Origin of the sequence: Paenisporosarcina macmurdoensis, from assembly GCF_042658845.1 — a bacterium.
Taxonomy (GTDB): Bacteria; Bacillota; Bacilli; order Bacillales_A; family Planococcaceae; genus Paenisporosarcina; species Paenisporosarcina macmurdoensis.
Genome location: NZ_JBHSRI010000025.1, coordinates 186,301 through 202,763, shown reverse-complemented (window position 1 = coordinate 202,763; position 16,463 = coordinate 186,301). Strand labels below are relative to the sequence as shown.

The 16,463-nt window shown below is 39.2% G+C and carries 18 protein-coding genes; 6 read left to right on the top strand and 12 right to left on the bottom strand.

The features are described 5' to 3' along the window. Positions 1–110: 110 nt before the first annotated feature. Together ACFPYN_RS14650 and ACFPYN_RS14645 are read right to left on the bottom strand one after the other, a co-directional pair. Positions 111–1,094: an ornithine cyclodeaminase family protein gene (locus ACFPYN_RS14650; RefSeq protein WP_377735203.1), complete on the bottom strand. Its 984-nt coding sequence runs from the start codon at positions 1,092–1,094 to the stop codon at positions 111–113. 76 nt (positions 1,095–1,170) lie between these two features. After that, positions 1,171–2,475 carry an MFS transporter gene (locus tag ACFPYN_RS14645; protein ID WP_377735202.1) on the bottom strand — a complete coding sequence of 435 codons (1,305 nt, stop codon included), beginning with the start codon at positions 2,473–2,475 and terminating at the stop codon, positions 1,171–1,173. Positions 2,476–2,648: 173 nt separating this feature from the next. Here ACFPYN_RS14645 and ACFPYN_RS14640 point away from each other — a divergent pair, with 173 nt between their 5' ends. Continuing rightward, on the top strand, positions 2,649–3,167 hold the full coding sequence (locus ACFPYN_RS14640) for a helix-turn-helix domain-containing protein (RefSeq protein WP_377735201.1): 519 nt from the start codon (positions 2,649–2,651) through the stop codon (positions 3,165–3,167). Between the two features lie 140 nt (positions 3,168–3,307). Next, positions 3,308–4,210 carry a thermonuclease family protein gene (locus tag ACFPYN_RS14635; RefSeq protein ID WP_377735200.1) on the top strand — a complete coding sequence of 301 codons (903 nt, stop codon included), beginning with the start codon at positions 3,308–3,310 and terminating at the stop codon, positions 4,208–4,210. A 253-nt stretch (positions 4,211–4,463) separates the two neighbouring features. Here ACFPYN_RS14635 and ACFPYN_RS14630 read toward each other — a convergent pair whose 3' ends face one another. From ACFPYN_RS14630 to ACFPYN_RS14615, 4 genes are all read right to left on the bottom strand, one after another. Next, positions 4,464–5,651 carry a hypothetical protein gene (locus ACFPYN_RS14630; RefSeq protein ID WP_377735199.1) on the bottom strand — a complete coding sequence of 396 codons (1,188 nt, stop codon included), beginning with the start codon at positions 5,649–5,651 and terminating at the stop codon, positions 4,464–4,466. Positions 5,652–6,393: 742 nt separating this feature from the next. Continuing rightward, entirely contained in the window at positions 6,394–6,675 is a 282-nt protein-coding gene (locus tag ACFPYN_RS14625) for a DUF6509 family protein (RefSeq protein WP_377735198.1), read from the bottom strand. A gap of 242 nt (positions 6,676–6,917) precedes the next feature. Continuing rightward, entirely contained in the window at positions 6,918–7,109 is a 192-nt protein-coding gene (locus ACFPYN_RS14620; RefSeq protein WP_377735196.1) for a VOC family protein, read from the bottom strand. A 29-nt stretch (positions 7,110–7,138) separates the two neighbouring features. Next, the gene (locus ACFPYN_RS14615; protein ID WP_377735195.1) at positions 7,139–8,791 is read right to left on the bottom strand and encodes a M20/M25/M40 family metallo-hydrolase; all 1,653 of its coding nucleotides are present in this window, start codon (positions 8,789–8,791) and stop codon (positions 7,139–7,141) included. A 108-nt stretch (positions 8,792–8,899) separates the two neighbouring features. On the opposite strand from ACFPYN_RS14615, the gene ACFPYN_RS14610 reads away from it, so the two are divergent. Further along, a complete protein-coding gene (locus ACFPYN_RS14610; protein WP_377735861.1) occupies positions 8,900–9,199 on the top strand; it encodes an MGMT family protein in 300 nt (99 codons plus the stop codon). A 70-nt stretch (positions 9,200–9,269) separates the two neighbouring features. Here the strand turns inward: ACFPYN_RS14610 and ACFPYN_RS14605 are convergent, their stop codons facing one another. From ACFPYN_RS14605 to ACFPYN_RS14595, 3 genes are all read right to left on the bottom strand, one after another. After that, the gene (locus ACFPYN_RS14605) at positions 9,270–9,830 is read right to left on the bottom strand and encodes a M15 family metallopeptidase (protein WP_377735193.1); all 561 of its coding nucleotides are present in this window, start codon (positions 9,828–9,830) and stop codon (positions 9,270–9,272) included. 123 nt (positions 9,831–9,953) lie between these two features. After that, positions 9,954–10,910: an ABC transporter permease subunit gene (locus tag ACFPYN_RS14600; RefSeq protein ID WP_377735191.1), complete on the bottom strand. Its 957-nt coding sequence runs from the start codon at positions 10,908–10,910 to the stop codon at positions 9,954–9,956. Further along, positions 10,879–11,802 (bottom strand): ABC transporter ATP-binding protein, encoded by a 924-nt coding sequence (locus ACFPYN_RS14595; RefSeq protein ID WP_377735190.1) that lies wholly within the window; start codon positions 11,800–11,802, stop codon positions 10,879–10,881. The genes ACFPYN_RS14600 and ACFPYN_RS14595 overlap by 32 nt, the downstream gene beginning before the upstream one ends. A 264-nt stretch (positions 11,803–12,066) precedes the next feature. On the opposite strand from ACFPYN_RS14595, the gene ACFPYN_RS14590 reads away from it, so the two are divergent. After that, the gene (locus tag ACFPYN_RS14590) at positions 12,067–12,783 is read left to right on the top strand and encodes a serine hydrolase (protein WP_377735189.1); all 717 of its coding nucleotides are present in this window, start codon (positions 12,067–12,069) and stop codon (positions 12,781–12,783) included. Positions 12,784–12,812: 29 nt separating this feature from the next. Here the strand turns inward: ACFPYN_RS14590 and ACFPYN_RS14585 are convergent, their stop codons facing one another. Both ACFPYN_RS14585 and ACFPYN_RS14580 read right to left on the bottom strand, forming a co-directional pair. After that, complete coding sequence (locus ACFPYN_RS14585) at positions 12,813–13,253, bottom strand: YkvA family protein (protein ID WP_377735188.1); 441 nt, start codon at positions 13,251–13,253, stop codon at positions 12,813–12,815. A gap of 56 nt (positions 13,254–13,309) precedes the next feature. Next, the gene (locus ACFPYN_RS14580) at positions 13,310–14,044 is read right to left on the bottom strand and encodes a sulfite exporter TauE/SafE family protein (RefSeq protein WP_377735187.1); all 735 of its coding nucleotides are present in this window, start codon (positions 14,042–14,044) and stop codon (positions 13,310–13,312) included. Positions 14,045–14,156: 112 nt separating this feature from the next. Between ACFPYN_RS14580 and ACFPYN_RS14575 the strand changes: the two genes are divergently transcribed. Beyond that, entirely contained in the window at positions 14,157–14,675 is a 519-nt protein-coding gene (locus tag ACFPYN_RS14575) for a GNAT family N-acetyltransferase (RefSeq protein WP_377735186.1), read from the top strand. Between the two features lie 445 nt (positions 14,676–15,120). Here the strand turns inward: ACFPYN_RS14575 and ACFPYN_RS14570 are convergent, their stop codons facing one another. Beyond that, entirely contained in the window at positions 15,121–15,507 is a 387-nt protein-coding gene (locus tag ACFPYN_RS14570; RefSeq protein ID WP_377735185.1) for a hypothetical protein, read from the bottom strand. 103 nt (positions 15,508–15,610) lie between these two features. On the opposite strand from ACFPYN_RS14570, the gene ACFPYN_RS14565 reads away from it, so the two are divergent. After that, complete coding sequence (locus ACFPYN_RS14565) at positions 15,611–16,246, top strand: histidine phosphatase family protein (RefSeq protein ID WP_377735184.1); 636 nt, start codon at positions 15,611–15,613, stop codon at positions 16,244–16,246. Positions 16,247–16,463: the final 217 nt, after the last annotated feature.

Below are 16,463 nucleotides of genomic sequence, written 5' to 3'. Positions count from 1 at the left end.
CACATGGAGAAGGTTTTTTTGTTGGAAATTTCTAAATGTCGTCGGAATTTCAATGTGAAAAAAGTGACTACTTCTCAGTTGCAAGGAGTAGTCACCATATAAATACTATCTTAAACTTCTACTTCTACCCCTACACCCGCTTCTTTCGCTTTCGCGTAGACGCCTTTTGCAACCGCTAAATCAAAATAGGCGGCGCCTACAGATTTGAAGAACGTGATTTCTTCCTGATCTTGTCGTCCGGCTTTCTTCCCAATTACGAGTTCTCCAAGTTGTCCATGGATATCTTCAAACGACCACTTACCGCTATTCGCAGCGTACATGAGCTCGCCCGCTTCATCTTTAACTCCTGCTAAATCATCCACAACAATTTTATCTGTCATTAGAACAGTGTTTTCGTCTACTTCTTTCATATGTGGCAAATAAGAACCTACCCCATTAATATGGGTGCCTGGTCGTAGGTCAGAGCCATTAAAGACGGGCTCATTTGATCGCGTTGCGCAGCAAATAATATCCGCTTGATTCACAGCTTTTGCTACATCGGCTTCCACTATAAAAGGTATCTCCACGCCATGGACACGTAATTTTTCACCGAAAGCTTGTGCTTTTTCTAGCGTTCTGTTGACGAGAATGATTTTCTCAATATTACGAACCGCGAGTACGCCGAGTACTTGTTCAAATGCCATGGCACCTGTGCCAATTACACATAGTATACGACTATTGTTCCTAGCTAATAAATCAGTCGCAATCCCGCTAAGTGCACCCGTACGAAGCCTCGTTAAATACGAAGCATTTATCATAGCGAGATGTTCCCCATTTGTGGCATCAGACAGTAATAATATGCCTTGTGTGGTCGGTTTTCCTTTCGCCGGATTGCCAGGGAATATCGTTACTATTTTCACAGCAGATACTTCGGAAACTAAATCGGCACTCGGCATATATAAAGCTGAAGCTTCATATTTGGGGAAATCGAGAACAATTCGATGAGGATTATTTATTTTCCCTGCCTCTTTTGCCTTTAACATCTCGGCGATGTCATGAATGGCATCGGTCATTTTATATAATTGTTGAATCTGTTTTTCATTTACAACGAGCATGGTCATTCCTCCTAATAGAAAAGCGGAAAGCACCGCAAAAGCGCTTAAAGCTAGGTGTCTTGTTAGAAAAAGCCTCTTATGCTCGACTCTCTTTTGCTTCTACGCTTTGGTCTAGTTGTTGACGACTACGATCTTTAACTGCCCAAATTGCCACAAGGGAAATGAGTGCCGTAAAGATAATGTATATCGCGACTGGTATATACGAGTTATCAAAACGCACCAGTAATGCAGTTGCCACAAGTGGCGCTGTACCACCCGCTAGTGCCGCCCCGATTTGATATCCTAATGAAATGCCTGTATAACGAATTTTCGCATCAAATATTTCAGAGAACATGGTTCCAAGAACTGCCGTGATTGGCGCCCAAATAATTCCCAAACCAATAACTGTTGCTATAATGAGCAGTGCTACTGAACCTTGTTGCAACATCCAGAAGTACGGGAATGCAAAAAGTGCCATAGCCACAGTTCCTGTAACATATAATTTTTTACGTCCTACTTTATCCGATAAGTTCCCCATCACAGGAATCAAAATCGTTGTCACAACTGTCGCAATCATAACTGCAGTTAATGTATTGGTTCTGGTAAAGTCTAAATTAGTTGTCGCATACGATACAACGAATGTACTGAAAATATAAAACGGTGCTGTTTCAACCACTTTTGCCCCAATGGCAATTAACACTTCACGCCAGTGGTATTTCAGTGTGTCTACAATTGGTAGCTTTGGAATTTCTCCAGATTCTTGCACTTTTTTGAATTCAGGTGTTTCGTCAATGCCTTTACGAATCCATAACCCAAACACCACCAATAGAGCACTTAAAATGAATGGTACACGCCATCCCCACGTAATAAATGATTCTTCTGGTAGCATGGTCATCAACCATAAAGCGATGGTTCCCATGAACATTCCAATCGTGACGCCCATTTGAGGAATACTACCATACAATCCTTTCTTTTCAGGTGGTGCATATTCTACTGCCAGTAATAGTGCCCCTCCCCATTCGCCTCCAATTCCTAATCCTTGAACTAAGCGAAGTGTAATAAGGAGAATCGGTGCCCATATCCCAATCGCTTGATATGTTGGCAATAAGCCCATTCCAAAAGTAGCCACCCCCATTAAACTTAATGTTAAAACGAGTGTTTTTTTGCGTCCAATGCGATCACCGATGTGACTGAAAATAATTCCGCCAAATGGACGAATGAAAAATGCTAAAGCAAATGATGCATATGCTAATAATAGTCCGACAGTTGGATCCTCAGTTACAAAGAATAGTTGATTAAATACTAGCGCAGCAACTGTCCCATATAGGAAATAGTCAAACCACTCAATCGAGCTTCCCACTAAACTCGCAATTAAGACGCGACGTGTTTGTTTTTTATCCATTATAAATCCCCCTTGGTTACACACATAATTGAAGTGTCACTTTAATTCCTTGTTGGATTCATTTTAGACAGTTATAAATTTTCTGTCAATAAAAAATTATATATTCCATTGTTGTTCATATTTTGATTGTTGTATGATAAACAATACATATCACAATGAATCGAGGAATTTTTATGCCGCAAGGGTTAGTGGGTATTACATTAAAAAGTCTTCGCAAAGAGCGGAAATTAACATTAAAAGAATTAGCAGCTCAAACTGAGGTATCGATCAGTTTTTTATCACAAGTTGAACGAGGTAAATCGAGCGTCACATTAGAGTCGCTAAAAAAAATAGCAGATGCGTTAGGTGTAAATCCAAGTGTGTTTTTTGCAAAAGATGATGATCTTAAAGACGACTTGGACTTTCCCCGAGAGCGTTTTTATTACAAAGATTTATCCAACGGGGTTCTAGATACGAGCTTCTCCCCGATTATGGTGACGCTCCAACCTGGTGAAAATGAAGGAAATGCTTTTTCTCATGGAGGTCACGAATTCTTATTTGTTGTAGAGGGTATATTAACCGTTGAAATTGATGGAAAGCCTTTACAATTAACTGAACAACAATCTATATTATTCAATGCTCGCAAAACTCATTATTGGTTTAACCATACGGAACATGCCGTTCGTTTTTTGGTGGTCTCATCGAAAAACTAGCCTATTAGATCAAATACCTTCTATGAAAGAAGTCGAGGAGGTTTTTTTATGGCGTTTTTCCTTCAAGCAAGAAACTTATTGTATATGTAGTTCACCTCATTGTTATACTAGAAAAGTTAGTAACAGGGAGGATTTTGTAAGTGAATGTTAATTTCCGTAAAACGTTAGCCTTATTCATGATTGGCAGTGCCCTTATCTTTTCAGGTTGCGGAACTACTTTAACGAGTAGTGAAAACGAAAAGTACGAGTCAGTTACAAAAGATCAGGCTTCAGAAACCAACTCCAATGAGATAATAAAAGAAGATATGGTTGAAGATGTGAAGGAAGAAAAAACAGCTGTTGTTGTCAAACCAGAAGCCCCCGTCAAAGCGGTTCCGAAAGAAGGAACAACCGATCAAGTTCCGGTGACTCTTGTTTCAACCACCGACGGCGATACCATTCGTGTGATGTATAAAGGTATCAATGAACCAGTTCGCTATTTATTAATCGATACACCTGAAACAAATCATCCGCGTCTTGGAAAACAACCGTTTGGAACTGAAGCGAAGGAACGCAATCGCGCACTTGTCAATAGTGGAAACTTAACACTAGAATTTGATGTTGGTGAAAAGCGTGATAAATACGGACGTTTGTTAGCTTACGTCTATGTCGATGGAAAAAGTGTTCAAGAAGCATTGATCCGCGATGGATTAGCACGAGTTGGCTATGTATATCCACCGAACACACGCCATTTAACACCTTACGAAGAAGTACAGAAAGTTGCTAAGTCGAAGAAATTGGGCTTTTGGGCAGTTGAAGACTATGCTTCAGATTCAGGATTTGCGAGTACGCCCACCGCTTCTTCAGAAAGCAACTCTACTGATGAGGGAAGTTCTTCGGCAACCACTACACCTAGTGCTCCCGCTGCAACGACAGGAACGACAGAATGGTTCGATAATTGCACTCATATGCGTACTAAGTATCCAAGTGGCGTTGCGAGTGACCACCCTGCCTACCAGTCAAAAATGGATAGAGACAAAGACAACTTTGCATGTGAAAAGTGATAATAAATTGACAGTGAATGCTGGTAATTCAATTAGAATGTCTTTTCGACCAACTTTGTCGGCTTTTCGACCAACTAGCAAGCATTTCCGACCAACTTTGGCATCTTTTTGACCAACTTCTGAAGCTTTCCGACCAACTTTGACACCTTTTCAACCAAGTCGACTGTTTCACCGAATAAATCTTATTAAATTATGAAAAGACCACCTCGTAAAGAAATTCGAGGTGGTCTTTTCTATCAATAATTTACTCCGATTACAAGAAGCCAACGAAGACTCCTGCTAGGACGACAGAAACAATCGTAACTGTGATGAATCCTGCTACTAACATTGGTGGCAACATGTGGCTTGTTAACACTTCGCGCTCTTTTTCATCAGTCGTTAATGCGTTGATTACTTCGTTAGTGATAATGTAATCAGCTGGGAATCCGTATAGTGCAGTTAATGAAACCGCAAAAGCCATTTCTTTACTGACTTTTAATACTTTGCCCATGATCAATGAGAACACATACATACCTGCTACACCAAGGACGATACAACCAATTAATGGCCAAATCAGTTCCACCATCATTTCTGGTGTAGCTTTTTTCAAACCATCCAGAATGAACAACATTAATCCTAAAATGGCAAATCCAAAGCCATTTGCTTTTTTCAGAGGGTGTTTTTCTAAGAAGCCAACACTTGTTGCGATTACTCCAAATAGTAAACACAATACGAATGGACTAATAGTCACAACTGGTGCAAGCCATACAGACACTTGATACGCTAAGAAACCAACAAATGCTAAGCGGAAAAATTTGAAGAATTCGGTATTGTATTTTTCGGGCATCCATTTAAACAATTTCAATTCATTTACATCTGAATCAATATTTCCGCCTTCCACTTGTTTTTCATCAATTTCCCCATTGCGAAATTGTTGAAGCAAGCGATTTCCTTCTTTTTTCAACATAACTGATGTTAATGGATAACCCGCGAAACCTTGCATCACATAAATAACGATAGCAAAAACTGCTAAGCTAGGAAGTCCTGCCGCCGCAGCGCCTTCAGACATAATAAGTGCTGAAACAAGTCCGCCAACTAAAGGTGGAATGGCAACGATAATCGTTTCACTCCCAAATAAAAATGTCCCGACTGCAAATAACACTGTGATGATACCGAGAATACCAGCTAATGCGATTAAAATGGTTTTCCATTGATTGATTAATTCTTGTACAGATAGCAACGTACCCATGTTAGTAATTAACAAGTAAATTAACATAACCGCTACGGTTGGTGGAATGCCTGCCAGTTCCACAATATTTTCCGGGAAAAATGTCCAATAACCAATTAAGAAAAGGACGGCACTAATAAAGATAGAAGGAACCCAAGCTTTCGTGCGAATTGCAATTACATCTCCAATAAATAGGAAAAATACCAAAACACTCAACGCTAACATCTGTGACATTACAATTCCCCGCTCTCCATCTACTTGTCTCGTACTCTTCGTTTGTCGAAGTAATGTGTACAACAGTAACATGATTCGACACGATAAATATATAGAATAAATAGAATTAAAAGAATTTTGTGATTTAAAAAAGAGAAAAAGCACATATCCGAGTATAAATAAGACATGAAGGATTAAATTTTTGTTGTATACCTATCATTTTATGGAAGAAATAGGGCAATTAGAACAAAACTGGACATTAAAAAACTTCCTCACACCAGCGAGGAAGTTGAATGTCTGTTTATAAACAAATTAGCATCTGCGATTTTCACCATTTTAGTAACACTGTACCGGTTTAAATTAAAAACTCTTCCTTTATGATATAAACATAGAGAAGGACACTAATTGTTCCAAAAGATATTGATAGGTCTGTGGAATTGTGAATAAGTCCACTTTATCGAATACTATCAATCTATCCACATGTTGATAACCTGCCCCAAGTTGCTCATTGCAGGGTTATCCACAATTTTATCAACAACCCCTTTATTATGTTATCGATAAAATTAAACGTTACAAAGTCTAATCGCCTTTCTGAGCCCATAATGGGAACCGAGACCTGGTGCTTGAAGCTAGGCATAGTTACGCCAATGTTCAAGATGCAGCTTGAACAACTTATGCTTGTTTAGATTTCAAAGAAAAAACTCCTTGCCCAAAGTTACATCTCTTCATTGTGAAGAAGATGGCTTTGAAAAAGGAGTTTCCATTATGCTAAGTTTTTTTTGCAGTACTCTAGAATTTCAGCTTCTTCGTCTTCTTCAAGAGCAAAGTCAAGTGCGTCTCTTGATGCTTTTTCAGTAAAGTGATATTGAACAACGCGCTCTGAGTTTTCATCGGAAGCAAAAATCACGCGAAGCTCTAATCCACCTTCTGTATATAGCTCATCGTCTTCTTCGACTTTAATATCTAGTAAAAATTCATAACGATCTCCAACGATGATACCAGTAGGATCGTTTATTTTGTGAACCAAATGACTTACGATTTCCATATAAGTTAGTCTCCTTTTAGTCAATATATTAGTCTTGATGTTATCTTCCTATGGTCTAATTGTATCTGTAGAGAGTGCATAATGCCAACCCCTATAATAAATCTTTTAATTCTCTTGCCACACATTAAAAACCATGCCAAACGGATCACGCACATAACAATCTTTTCCTTTACCTTCCTAGCGAACAATTTCACAGCCATTATCCACTAAATGTACCTTTGCCTCATCTAAATTATCGACGATTAGTTCCATGACAGACCTAGATTTTTATTGCCTGGAATTAGAAAAATGGCATTGTGATTCGTTTGAAATTCCATTTCGTCTACATCACTTTGAGCAGCCTCTTTCAAACCCATAACTCTCTCATAAAAGAGTTTCGCCTTCTCTACATTTTCTACTTGAAAGCCAATATTCTTGGACATTCGATAATTCATCCTACTATTCCTCCTGTCGAGAAAGTAAATTATCTCGAGCCGATTAGATTTTTTACTACTTCATTCGTTAAGTTTGGCACAATGTTGAGCGTGAAGTTACGTTCCATTCGTTCATATTGTTTGTGTGCGTCGTATCCGTAAGGTCCGATGTTGATGACCGGAACATTTATGGCACGGATGGCTTCATAGTCGACGTAATGTTTCGTTCCCCAACCTGGGTTATTTGTTGAAACGGCAGAAATGCCTGCTTCGTCGTCACTTAATGCGACAAAGCTCATATCCGAGATGTAAGGGAAAAAGTTTTTTGTGACGATTGGATGCGGGTAGGTCGGTTGAACGATTTCCAGTGCACTATCTAATGCTTCTAGTAAGTTCTGTTCTTTGTCATTTTTACCAGTCACTTCAATTCGTGGTGAATAGAGTGATGAGTAGAACATAATGATGGCTGGATTTTTATTAGGCATCCATTTCCATGCTTCTTCGACCACACGAGCTGCGAACATCCGTGTATCGAGGTCCGTTTGCTGCAATAATTGTTCTTTGAAAGCATCCATATGCAGCGTATAGGCTTCACCATGTTCGTTTTGTAATATAGAATCCATGTCCTCGTAAGTCATGACACGAGGCTCCCACAGAATGTCATTCATTGGTTCCCCGCTTACTTTGCTATATGTCGCATAATGTTGCTTGAACTCCGATAATGCCGTGGCAAATGCCGTTTCAGCTTCTACTTTCAAGAGCTCGAGCACTTCTTTTGGTGACCATGAATGAATAAAGAAATTGAAATAAACATAGGCAGAAAGCGCTGTCTGCACGGTATATGTAGGTTTCAAGTCCATTTGTTTTAATGACACAGGCGGCACGGTCGTTTCACCAAATGCTTCATTGCAAAGAGCCGGATTATAACTGATTTGACGTGTTAAATGAGCGGCGATAAAATTAGGGTCTATTCCTTCAAAGCAAGATCCTACGTGCGTTTCAGACCCCGTAATGAAGAATGATGGCAACAACTTCCCAACTGTTCCTTTGTAAATATAGCGATTTGGATCTCCATTGTAACGAGGAGACACAAAATCCGCATTAATCGCGGCTATATAATCGAATCCATGAAGTTCACGAAGACGTTTTAATTCCGATAGTGCTGATATAATTCCGTGTGAACCGTCTTCTTCATCACACTCAAAGACCATCATTAAATTGCCTTCAAGCTCTTCAGGATGCTCGGAATAATACTTTAACAAGTATAAATGACTAGCTACGCCTGACTTCATGTCAAGCACACCTCTCCCAAACTCAAACTCACCTGATAAGAGATGATTTTTCACTGCTTCAGGCAATTCTTCTTGGTGTAGAGCTTGTGCTAATGCGTCTGGATCCAGTGCTTGCTCTTTTAAACTAAAATCGTCGATGCCAACTGTATCAATATGTCCCATTAATATAACCGTTTTGTTGGAAGGATTTTTCGTTCCCTTAATAAACGCAATGACGTTGTAACGCTCTTGCTCATCGTTTTCCGTCTGTTGATAAATTATGTGTTCAATATGTTGTTGGAAATATGGATACGAGTAAATCAACGTATGAAGCGACTGCGACATCACCTTTTCTCCGCCCTCATTGACAATACTTTCTATTCTTACTAACTGCTTCGTCAAAGCCCACACTTCATCACGGCAATCAAACATGTCCATTCACCTCTTTAGTCAAAATATTTAGTTACACGTAATATATCATACACAGTCGACATGGGGAACACGCTTTGATTACAATGGGGAGAGTAGGGAGTGAATGATATGCAACCATTTACGGCAGAAGTGGTACGTGTCTTAAAAGAAATACCTGAAGGCTACGTCGTCACTTATGGACAAGTCGCACGCATGGCAGGCAGTCCACGTGCGGCAAGACAAGTAGTACGGATTTTACATACAATGAGCGAGAAACACGCCTTGCCTTGGCATCGAGTAGTCAACGTTCGCGGGGAAATCGCAGTTCCCGATGATGAATCACGTGAATTACAACGCATGCTCCTTAAAAGTGAAGACGTCGTGTTTTTAGAGGATGGGCGAGTAGATTTAAGTGTGTTTGAAAAATAGTGTTTGGCACCACTCTAAAAATCTCCAATAAAAAAGGTTGCCGAGGCACCCTTTTTTATTATGCACTATTCTATTTGTCACTGATTTTATCTTCTGGTCGCCATCCATTTTGCAACTCTCTTATTGATAAGCCGAAAGTATATTCTAAATGAGGATAGTCTTTAAAACCAGGCCAATCCCCGCCCCAGCCGAAGCCTAGTTCTTTACCGAGTCGAGCAACTTCGAGCCAGTCGGCTTCCCCGTTACTATTTAAGTCCCGCTGCATGTCGTAACTAATCGAGCCGTCCTCGTTTTCCAAAGCAAAATCAATGGCAAGTCCATAGTTATGATAACTTTCACCACCACGGGCATACGTGACGATGCTTCCTTCCATAGAGCGTCCTTTGTCGTATAATACGTCTTGAGATTCTACTGATCGGAATCCGTCACTTATCATAATGGGTATACCTAATTCCTCTGCTTGATCAAGTAATTGCTTACTTTTTTCTCCAACAATAGGATGAAGCCCTTCTGGTAAAGAACGCTCCTTCAGCTCTTCTCGAAATTCTAGTTCATTATGAACCCACACGAAGAAAAGTCCGCCGATGACGAGCCATAACGTAATATTTAACCATGTTCCTAGCCGTTTCAAGCGAACTCCTCCTCCCCTACACACTGTTTTCCATCTTACGAAATTTCTTTAGTTCTTTCAATGATTCAATACTCTTTTATAGATAAAAGAGTCGCTCCTGTGAAAGGAACGACTCAATTGAGATTAGGCTGTGACATCTCGCTTCGTAAATGACCAGAAGCTGATGACTAAGAATAACAACATATAAACGGTTAAGACCACAAGTGATAAAGTCCAAGTCATGCCTGGGACAAATAAATTACCTGTGATATAACCTGTTAAATCAGTATGGGTAAATATGATATATTTCACGATTTCATAATTACTAAGGAAAAATACGATATTTGGTCCCACGAATAATAGGAATATCGATAATCCGATTGCTAAAGAACTTGAACGGAATACGCTACCAATCATGAAGGCGAACGTTGTATATATAATTACACCTACGAATTGTAAAGCATATAGCACGAGGACACGTCCCCAATACGATACTTCTACTACTGATCCGTTCCGATAGTCTAAAATTGCACCACCACTTGAATCATAGAATAAATAACTCGCAATCATAGTTGTAACAAATGCAATAACCGTTAACACAAACGCAAATAACAAGGTTATTAAGTATTTAGAGGTTAAGATTTTCCACCGTTTCACAGGTCGACTTAATAACATTTTGATGGTACCTTGCGAAAACTCAGACGCTACAATACTTGCAGCTACAATTACAGAAAACAAGATTACCAATGACAACATGACATGTGAATCGAGCACAGATTGTTCTCGACCATTAGGATCCATTGGTTCCAAGTTTTTATCTAAACGATATTCGGAAATAGCTAGTTCTTTTTCAAATTGTTTTTTTGACGTAGCATCTATGTTTGGATCGGCAAGTTGGGCTGTTAAAAACGCTTGATTTTCAGCTTGACTTTCTTCCCATGAAGGCTGATTCTGTGGTTGTTCGTTAGTGGATTGAACCCACTTCATAATACCCCCAACCCCGATTAATATTGCTACTAGCATTACTACTATTATCCAAGTGGCTTTCTTTTGCCATAATTTCATCCATTCATTTCTTATGAGATTCAGCAATTTGGCCACCTCCGGTCATTTCTAAGAATTGGTCTTCCAGTGTTTTGCGGAATGGTTGCACTGCGAATACTTGAAGATTTGCATCTATCAATGCTTTAACGATTGATGGAATTTGTTCTTGTTCTACTTTGGCAATAAAACCTGTACCGCTAACTTCAAGTTCTAAATTGTGAGCTATTAACAGTTCCTGTGTTTGTTCAACTGGATGAGCTTCAATGTAATAATGAGCTTGTTCTTTTTGGTTCATTTCTCGAATGTCGATGAGTTGACCGTTTTGAATCACGGCAATTCGGTCACACATAAGTTCAATTTCAGAGAGCATATGACTTGATACAAATACCGATACTCCATCCTCTTCTGCGATTTTTCGTAAATATGTACGGAATTCACGAATTCCTGCAGGGTCCAAGCCATTTGTCGGTTCATCTAGAATTAAGAACTTCGGACGGTGTAGTAGTGCTTGTGCCAAACCAAGACGCTGGCGCATGCCTAATGAATAAGAAGACACTTTTTCATGAATACGATTTTGCATGCCCACTTGTTCCACTACTTCTGTAATCCGCTCTTTAGTTATCGTTTTGTTCATTCGTGCAAAGTGCAATAAATTCTTCCATCCGGACATGTATTTGTACATTTCAGGATTTTCAACAATTACGCCTACTTTACTCATCGTTTCTTCAAAATGATCAGTCACGGTCTGACCTTCAACAATTACTTCTCCACTTGAAGGCTTCATTAATCCTGCCATCATTCGAATGGTCGTCGTTTTACCCGCTCCATTTGGCCCTAAGAAACCTGTGATTTGACCAGGGTATAATTGCAAATTCAAGTTATCAATAATTTTCTTTTTCCCGATGGTTTTTGACAAACCCTTTAATTCAACGATTGGTTGTTGTTCCACTCTTATCACCTTCCTTAAATAACGACATGATTCTTCTACTACATTAGACGAAAATACTACTTAAAAGTTCTTTTTCCAAAAACTAAATCTTAAGTGCCTTATCTATATACGAAAGTTATGTGGCTTAGTTTCATATTTCCATAAATCTTTTACTCATTAAAAAAGAATAAGAGAATTGCAGATGTGTCATGGTCAAATTTATTTCGTTGGAAGGATTTATTTGAAAAAACATTTGGGATAAAATAGGGAAAAGGATGTGGATATATGGTCACAACAAAATTTCCCGGGAAATATGCGTTACATATGGAGTATCCAGTTGGAGCGGTACGTTATTCTACTAATATTGATGAAGTTTTCAGGTCCGCAAGCATCATAAAGTTACCTATTTTCCTTTACGGGTTCCATCATGCAAAAGATTTAGAGGAACTCGTAGAGGTTTCACCTGAAGACATTGTTGATGGTTCTGGCGTTTTGCAAACCCTTGTGACACAGTCAAGATCGTTTTCAGTTCGTGATTTACATGCATTAATGATTGTAGTCTCAGATAATACCGCGACTAATCTCTTAATAAAGCGGTATGGATTAAAGCGCATAAACAGTTATTTGCAGCATTTAGGTATGACGAAATCTGTACTCGGCCGTGAAATGCGTGATCATCATGCGATTTTGGAAGGACGAGATAATTATATCTGTGGTCGTGATGTGGTTGCTTGCTTACGTGCCATGGTTAGTTCTCCTGTTTTTCGTGACATGCTACATGTCTTGGAAAAACAACAATTTCAAAATAAAGTTCCTGCTGGTGTTAAAAATGAGCATTTTGTATTTTTCAATAAGTCGGGTGAGTTAGAGAATGTTGAACATGATGTTGGATTTTTTGTTTATAAAGGACAAGTAGGTCTATTCGTTGGCTTAACGGAAGGCAGTAACTCATCTGGCCATGCCTTGTTAAATGAATTCGGACATATGTTTGATGAATTATAAAAGAGCGAACCGTTAGCGGCTCGCTCTTTTTATTTTTCGTCGAAAATTTGTTCATCTATTTTATTTGATTGCCCTGAATCACCGAACCATGATTTCATTTTTTCTTGTGCGCGTTGTCTAGTTGGCTCATCGATATGTGAAATTACTTGATACAAAGCAAATGCAATCACACTTGCATCATCAGCTAAACCAATGACTGGAATGAAATCCGGTATGACGTCAGCCGGGAAAATTAAATATCCTAATGCACCCATAATCGTTAGTTTTGCCGATTTTGGCACCGCAGGGTTTTTAGCTGTGAAATAAAGCAACAAACTTGTATAGACTGTAGTCTCTCCTGCTTTTTTGCTATATTTCAGAAGTTTATTCCAAAACTTTTCTTCTGAATAGTGAATTTGTGAGCTTTCAATTTCACTTTGTGGATCTAAATTTGTTAGCCAATCCTCTTGCTTGTCTTGTTGTTTGTTCATATCAACGCCCCCTTGGCACTAGTATGTCGGTTTGTGCGAGAGTTTTCAATACATACCTATAGGATGTTTTCAATGACTAATTGTAAAATGAGCAAAGCCGTGACTATCCGTAAAATTGGTTTCACGTACTGTGGTTTTATTTTCTCTGCAATACGTACACCTAATTGAGCCCCCGTAATCGATCCCGCCATTAAGGCCAGCGTCAATGGCCATATAATAACTCCAGACGAAATATAACTAATCGCTGCCCCAAAGCAACTTGAGAAAGTGGCTAGCCTTACTAATCCTACTGATTTTACATAGGCAATATTCAAGTAACTAAACAAATAAAGCATCAACGTTCCTTGGCCAGGTCCAAACAGACCATCATATATACCTATTCCAAAAAGACCTGGCCCGCTAACACGCGTCAATTTCAAAGGTTCTTCGCCTGTGAAATTGCCTTTACCAATAAAAGATGTGAGAAAAGCAAACGCTAGAAGGAAAATTGCCAATACGTACAGATTACTTGCCGATAACTGAGAAGCAATAAAACCTCCCATGAGTCCTCCACCTAGACTGATTGGGATTAACCAAAGAGAATCCTTCAATGTAATTTGTTTACGCTTATACAACGTAAAGAAACTGGAGAAAGAACTTACTGTGTTGGATACTTTATTTGCGCCAATGGCCGAATGAATAGGCATGCCTAGAAGCAACATCGTTGGCAAACTAATGAGGCCTCCTCCTCCTGCCAACGTACCGATTGTCGTTGCCGTTACACCAATTAGATACAGTAGTAAATAATCCATTGTCGTCACCTGTCTTTCTTGTTGTTGTTATTATACTTCGCGTCTCGAAATAAGAACATGACGATGATATAATGAGTTACGATAAGAAAAACTTATGACAAGGGGATTGATTATGTTTAAAGGGTCAAAAATTCGTTTAACAGCTATCAGAAAAGAAGACCTTCCAACATATCGTCAGTGGACAAGTGTCGAATCATTTGGCCGTTTTTATAGTTCATCTCCTATTCGCGAAGAATCCGAGAAAAATGCGACCCAATTAATTGATGATCATTCAGACCGTAGTTACCGGTTTGCGATTCGCCCACTCAATTCCGAAGATTTTTTAGGCGTATGTGCCATTGAAGAAATTGAATGGCCGCATCGTGTGGCTTGGACTTCGATTGCTCTTGGTCCAAAATTTCAAGGCAAAGGATTTGGCAAGGACGCCATGACATTATTAGTGAATTACGCCTTTAACGAACTAAATTTACATCGCTTGTCTCTAACTGTCTTCAGCTATAACCAAGGCGCTATTACGCTCTATGAATCTCTTGGATTTAAACATGAAGGTACATATCGTGAATTCTTACAGCGTGATAGCAAACGTCATGACATGCATTTATACGGAATGCTAGCCACCGATGTTAAATAGCCACTTAATTAATGACTATGTTAAAGAATGCTGATGATATTGAATTACATACGAGGGAGTACAGTTTTTATCTTTTTATAAAAAGGAGGGAATCGGCTCCCTTTCCGCGGACGAACAGGCAAGCCTCCTCACTCGTGCCTCGCTGCGGGGTCTTGCCAGCCCGTTATTCCGCAGGAGTTGAGCCGATTCCCTTACACTATTTATCACGAGGCGGCTATTTTAAAAAACTATAGTAGATAATGAAATTACATTCGACACAGTACTGTTGCGCCTAGCAAGCCGCAAAGAGCGTGAAGAAATGAGACCAACAAGTAAGTGGTTTTCAAACTTGATGGCTCATAAAGAACGTGCAACTAGCGAAAATGTACTAATAGAATTGTTTAACTGAGCTTAATTAATAAATAATACGAAAAAGGATGCCGTCTATAGAAGAGGCATCCTTTTGTTATGCTTTCGAATGTGTAAAACGCTCATACATACTCCGAACGATTGTTGTGAGACTTAACATAAACACAATGATAAATGCAATTTGAATAACCATAATCATCCAGTCTGGGAAAGACATGATTCCATTACTAATCAAGTAGTTTAAGCCTATAAAAATAGAGACAAGTCCAGCTAAAAACGCTACCATCGTTGCAAAAATGGCCGCAAACTGCAGGAATGATAATTTTTTAATATGTTTTCTTAAACGAATGACTTGCATCAGGATGACCAATAAGAACAAGATGAATGACAAGTTGGAAGAACCTATGTAGATTGAATTACCAATATAGAAAACTAAGATTACACTAAGAATGATGCTTTGGTATTTGTCTATAAATGTTAACATGTTGATTTCGCTCCTTTATATGTAGTACGCAAAAGCTATTAAAAAGTTTCCGTTTTGGTAAAATAAGAGAAAAGACTTCTACTAAAATGAAATGAGGAATTGGATGCTTACTTTATATATTACACGACATGGTCAAACTGAATGGAATATACAATCTCGTATGCAGGGTTGGGCTGACTCCCCCTTAACTGTAACTGGAGCGGAAGCAGCAAAACAATTAGGCAAACGTCTTCAAGATGTTCCACTAGACGCTGTATACAGTAGTACGAGCGGACGCACGATTCATACTGCGCAACTTATAATCGGTGAACGTACTACTCCACTCATTCAAAAAGAAGACTTACGTGAAATTAATGTCGGTGAGTGGCAAGGTATGCTGTCAACTGACATAGAGAAAGATTTTGCGGACCAATTGAAAACATACTACGAACATCCAAGCCAGTTTGAACCGATTTCTGGTGAAAGCTTCCACATGTTGAAAGAGCGTATATTAGGTGCTGTTGAAGACATCGCCGCTGCACATCCAAATGGACATGTACTAATTGTCACGCATGGTGTCGTTAAAAAATGTTTAATCAACCATTTTAGTGGTGCACAGTTGGATTCGCTATGGGATCCGCCATTCATACACGGTACGAGCTTAACCATGCTAGAAATTGATACTGATCGAAGTGAACTTACCATGATTGGAGATATGTCGCATACGGAAGAAGCTACAGGCACTGCGCGAGTTCAATAAGGATACTAAAGCACATCTTTACTTGACTATAACTTATACCATTTCTTACAAAGAAAAGCGCATTCCAGCTAGACTCTAGAAATGAGAAACTGGTGTCTTTCTCCGGAAGAATGGTGTACATCTCCAAGCGAATGGACGATAACATAACTCGAGTGGACGGAAACTCAAGTTGAATGGACAATAAACCGTTATGAGTGGACGATAAACCAAATTGAAT

What these genes read in the sequence shown, in the direction of transcription:
- ACFPYN_RS14650 (WP_377735203.1), bottom strand. Translation starts at nt 1,094, where the DNA reads ATGCTCGTTGTAAATGAAAAACAGATTCAACAATTATATAAAATGACC.
- ACFPYN_RS14645 (WP_377735202.1), bottom strand. Translation starts at nt 2,475, where the DNA reads ATGGATAAAAAACAAACACGTCGCGTCTTAATTGCGAGTTTAGTGGGA.
- ACFPYN_RS14640 (WP_377735201.1), top strand. Translation starts at nt 2,649, where the DNA reads ATGCCGCAAGGGTTAGTGGGTATTACATTAAAAAGTCTTCGCAAAGAG.
- ACFPYN_RS14630 (WP_377735199.1), bottom strand. Translation starts at nt 5,651, where the DNA reads ATGTCACAGATGTTAGCGTTGAGTGTTTTGGTATTTTTCCTATTTATT.
- ACFPYN_RS14625 (WP_377735198.1), bottom strand. Translation starts at nt 6,675, where the DNA reads ATGGAAATCGTAAGTCATTTGGTTCACAAAATAAACGATCCTACTGGT.
- ACFPYN_RS14620 (WP_377735196.1), bottom strand. Translation starts at nt 7,109, where the DNA reads ATGAATTATCGAATGTCCAAGAATATTGGCTTTCAAGTAGAAAATGTA.
- ACFPYN_RS14615 (WP_377735195.1), bottom strand. Translation starts at nt 8,791, where the DNA reads ATGTTTGATTGCCGTGATGAAGTGTGGGCTTTGACGAAGCAGTTAGTA.
- ACFPYN_RS14610 (WP_377735861.1), top strand. Translation starts at nt 8,900, where the DNA reads ATGCAACCATTTACGGCAGAAGTGGTACGTGTCTTAAAAGAAATACCT.
- ACFPYN_RS14590 (WP_377735189.1), top strand. Translation starts at nt 12,067, where the DNA reads ATGGTCACAACAAAATTTCCCGGGAAATATGCGTTACATATGGAGTAT.
- ACFPYN_RS14585 (WP_377735188.1), bottom strand. Translation starts at nt 13,253, where the DNA reads ATGAACAAACAACAAGACAAGCAAGAGGATTGGCTAACAAATTTAGAT.
- ACFPYN_RS14580 (WP_377735187.1), bottom strand. Translation starts at nt 14,044, where the DNA reads ATGGATTATTTACTACTGTATCTAATTGGTGTAACGGCAACGACAATC.
- ACFPYN_RS14575 (WP_377735186.1), top strand. Translation starts at nt 14,157, where the DNA reads ATGTTTAAAGGGTCAAAAATTCGTTTAACAGCTATCAGAAAAGAAGAC.
- ACFPYN_RS14570 (WP_377735185.1), bottom strand. Translation starts at nt 15,507, where the DNA reads ATGTTAACATTTATAGACAAATACCAAAGCATCATTCTTAGTGTAATC.
- ACFPYN_RS14565 (WP_377735184.1), top strand. Translation starts at nt 15,611, where the DNA reads ATGCTTACTTTATATATTACACGACATGGTCAAACTGAATGGAATATA.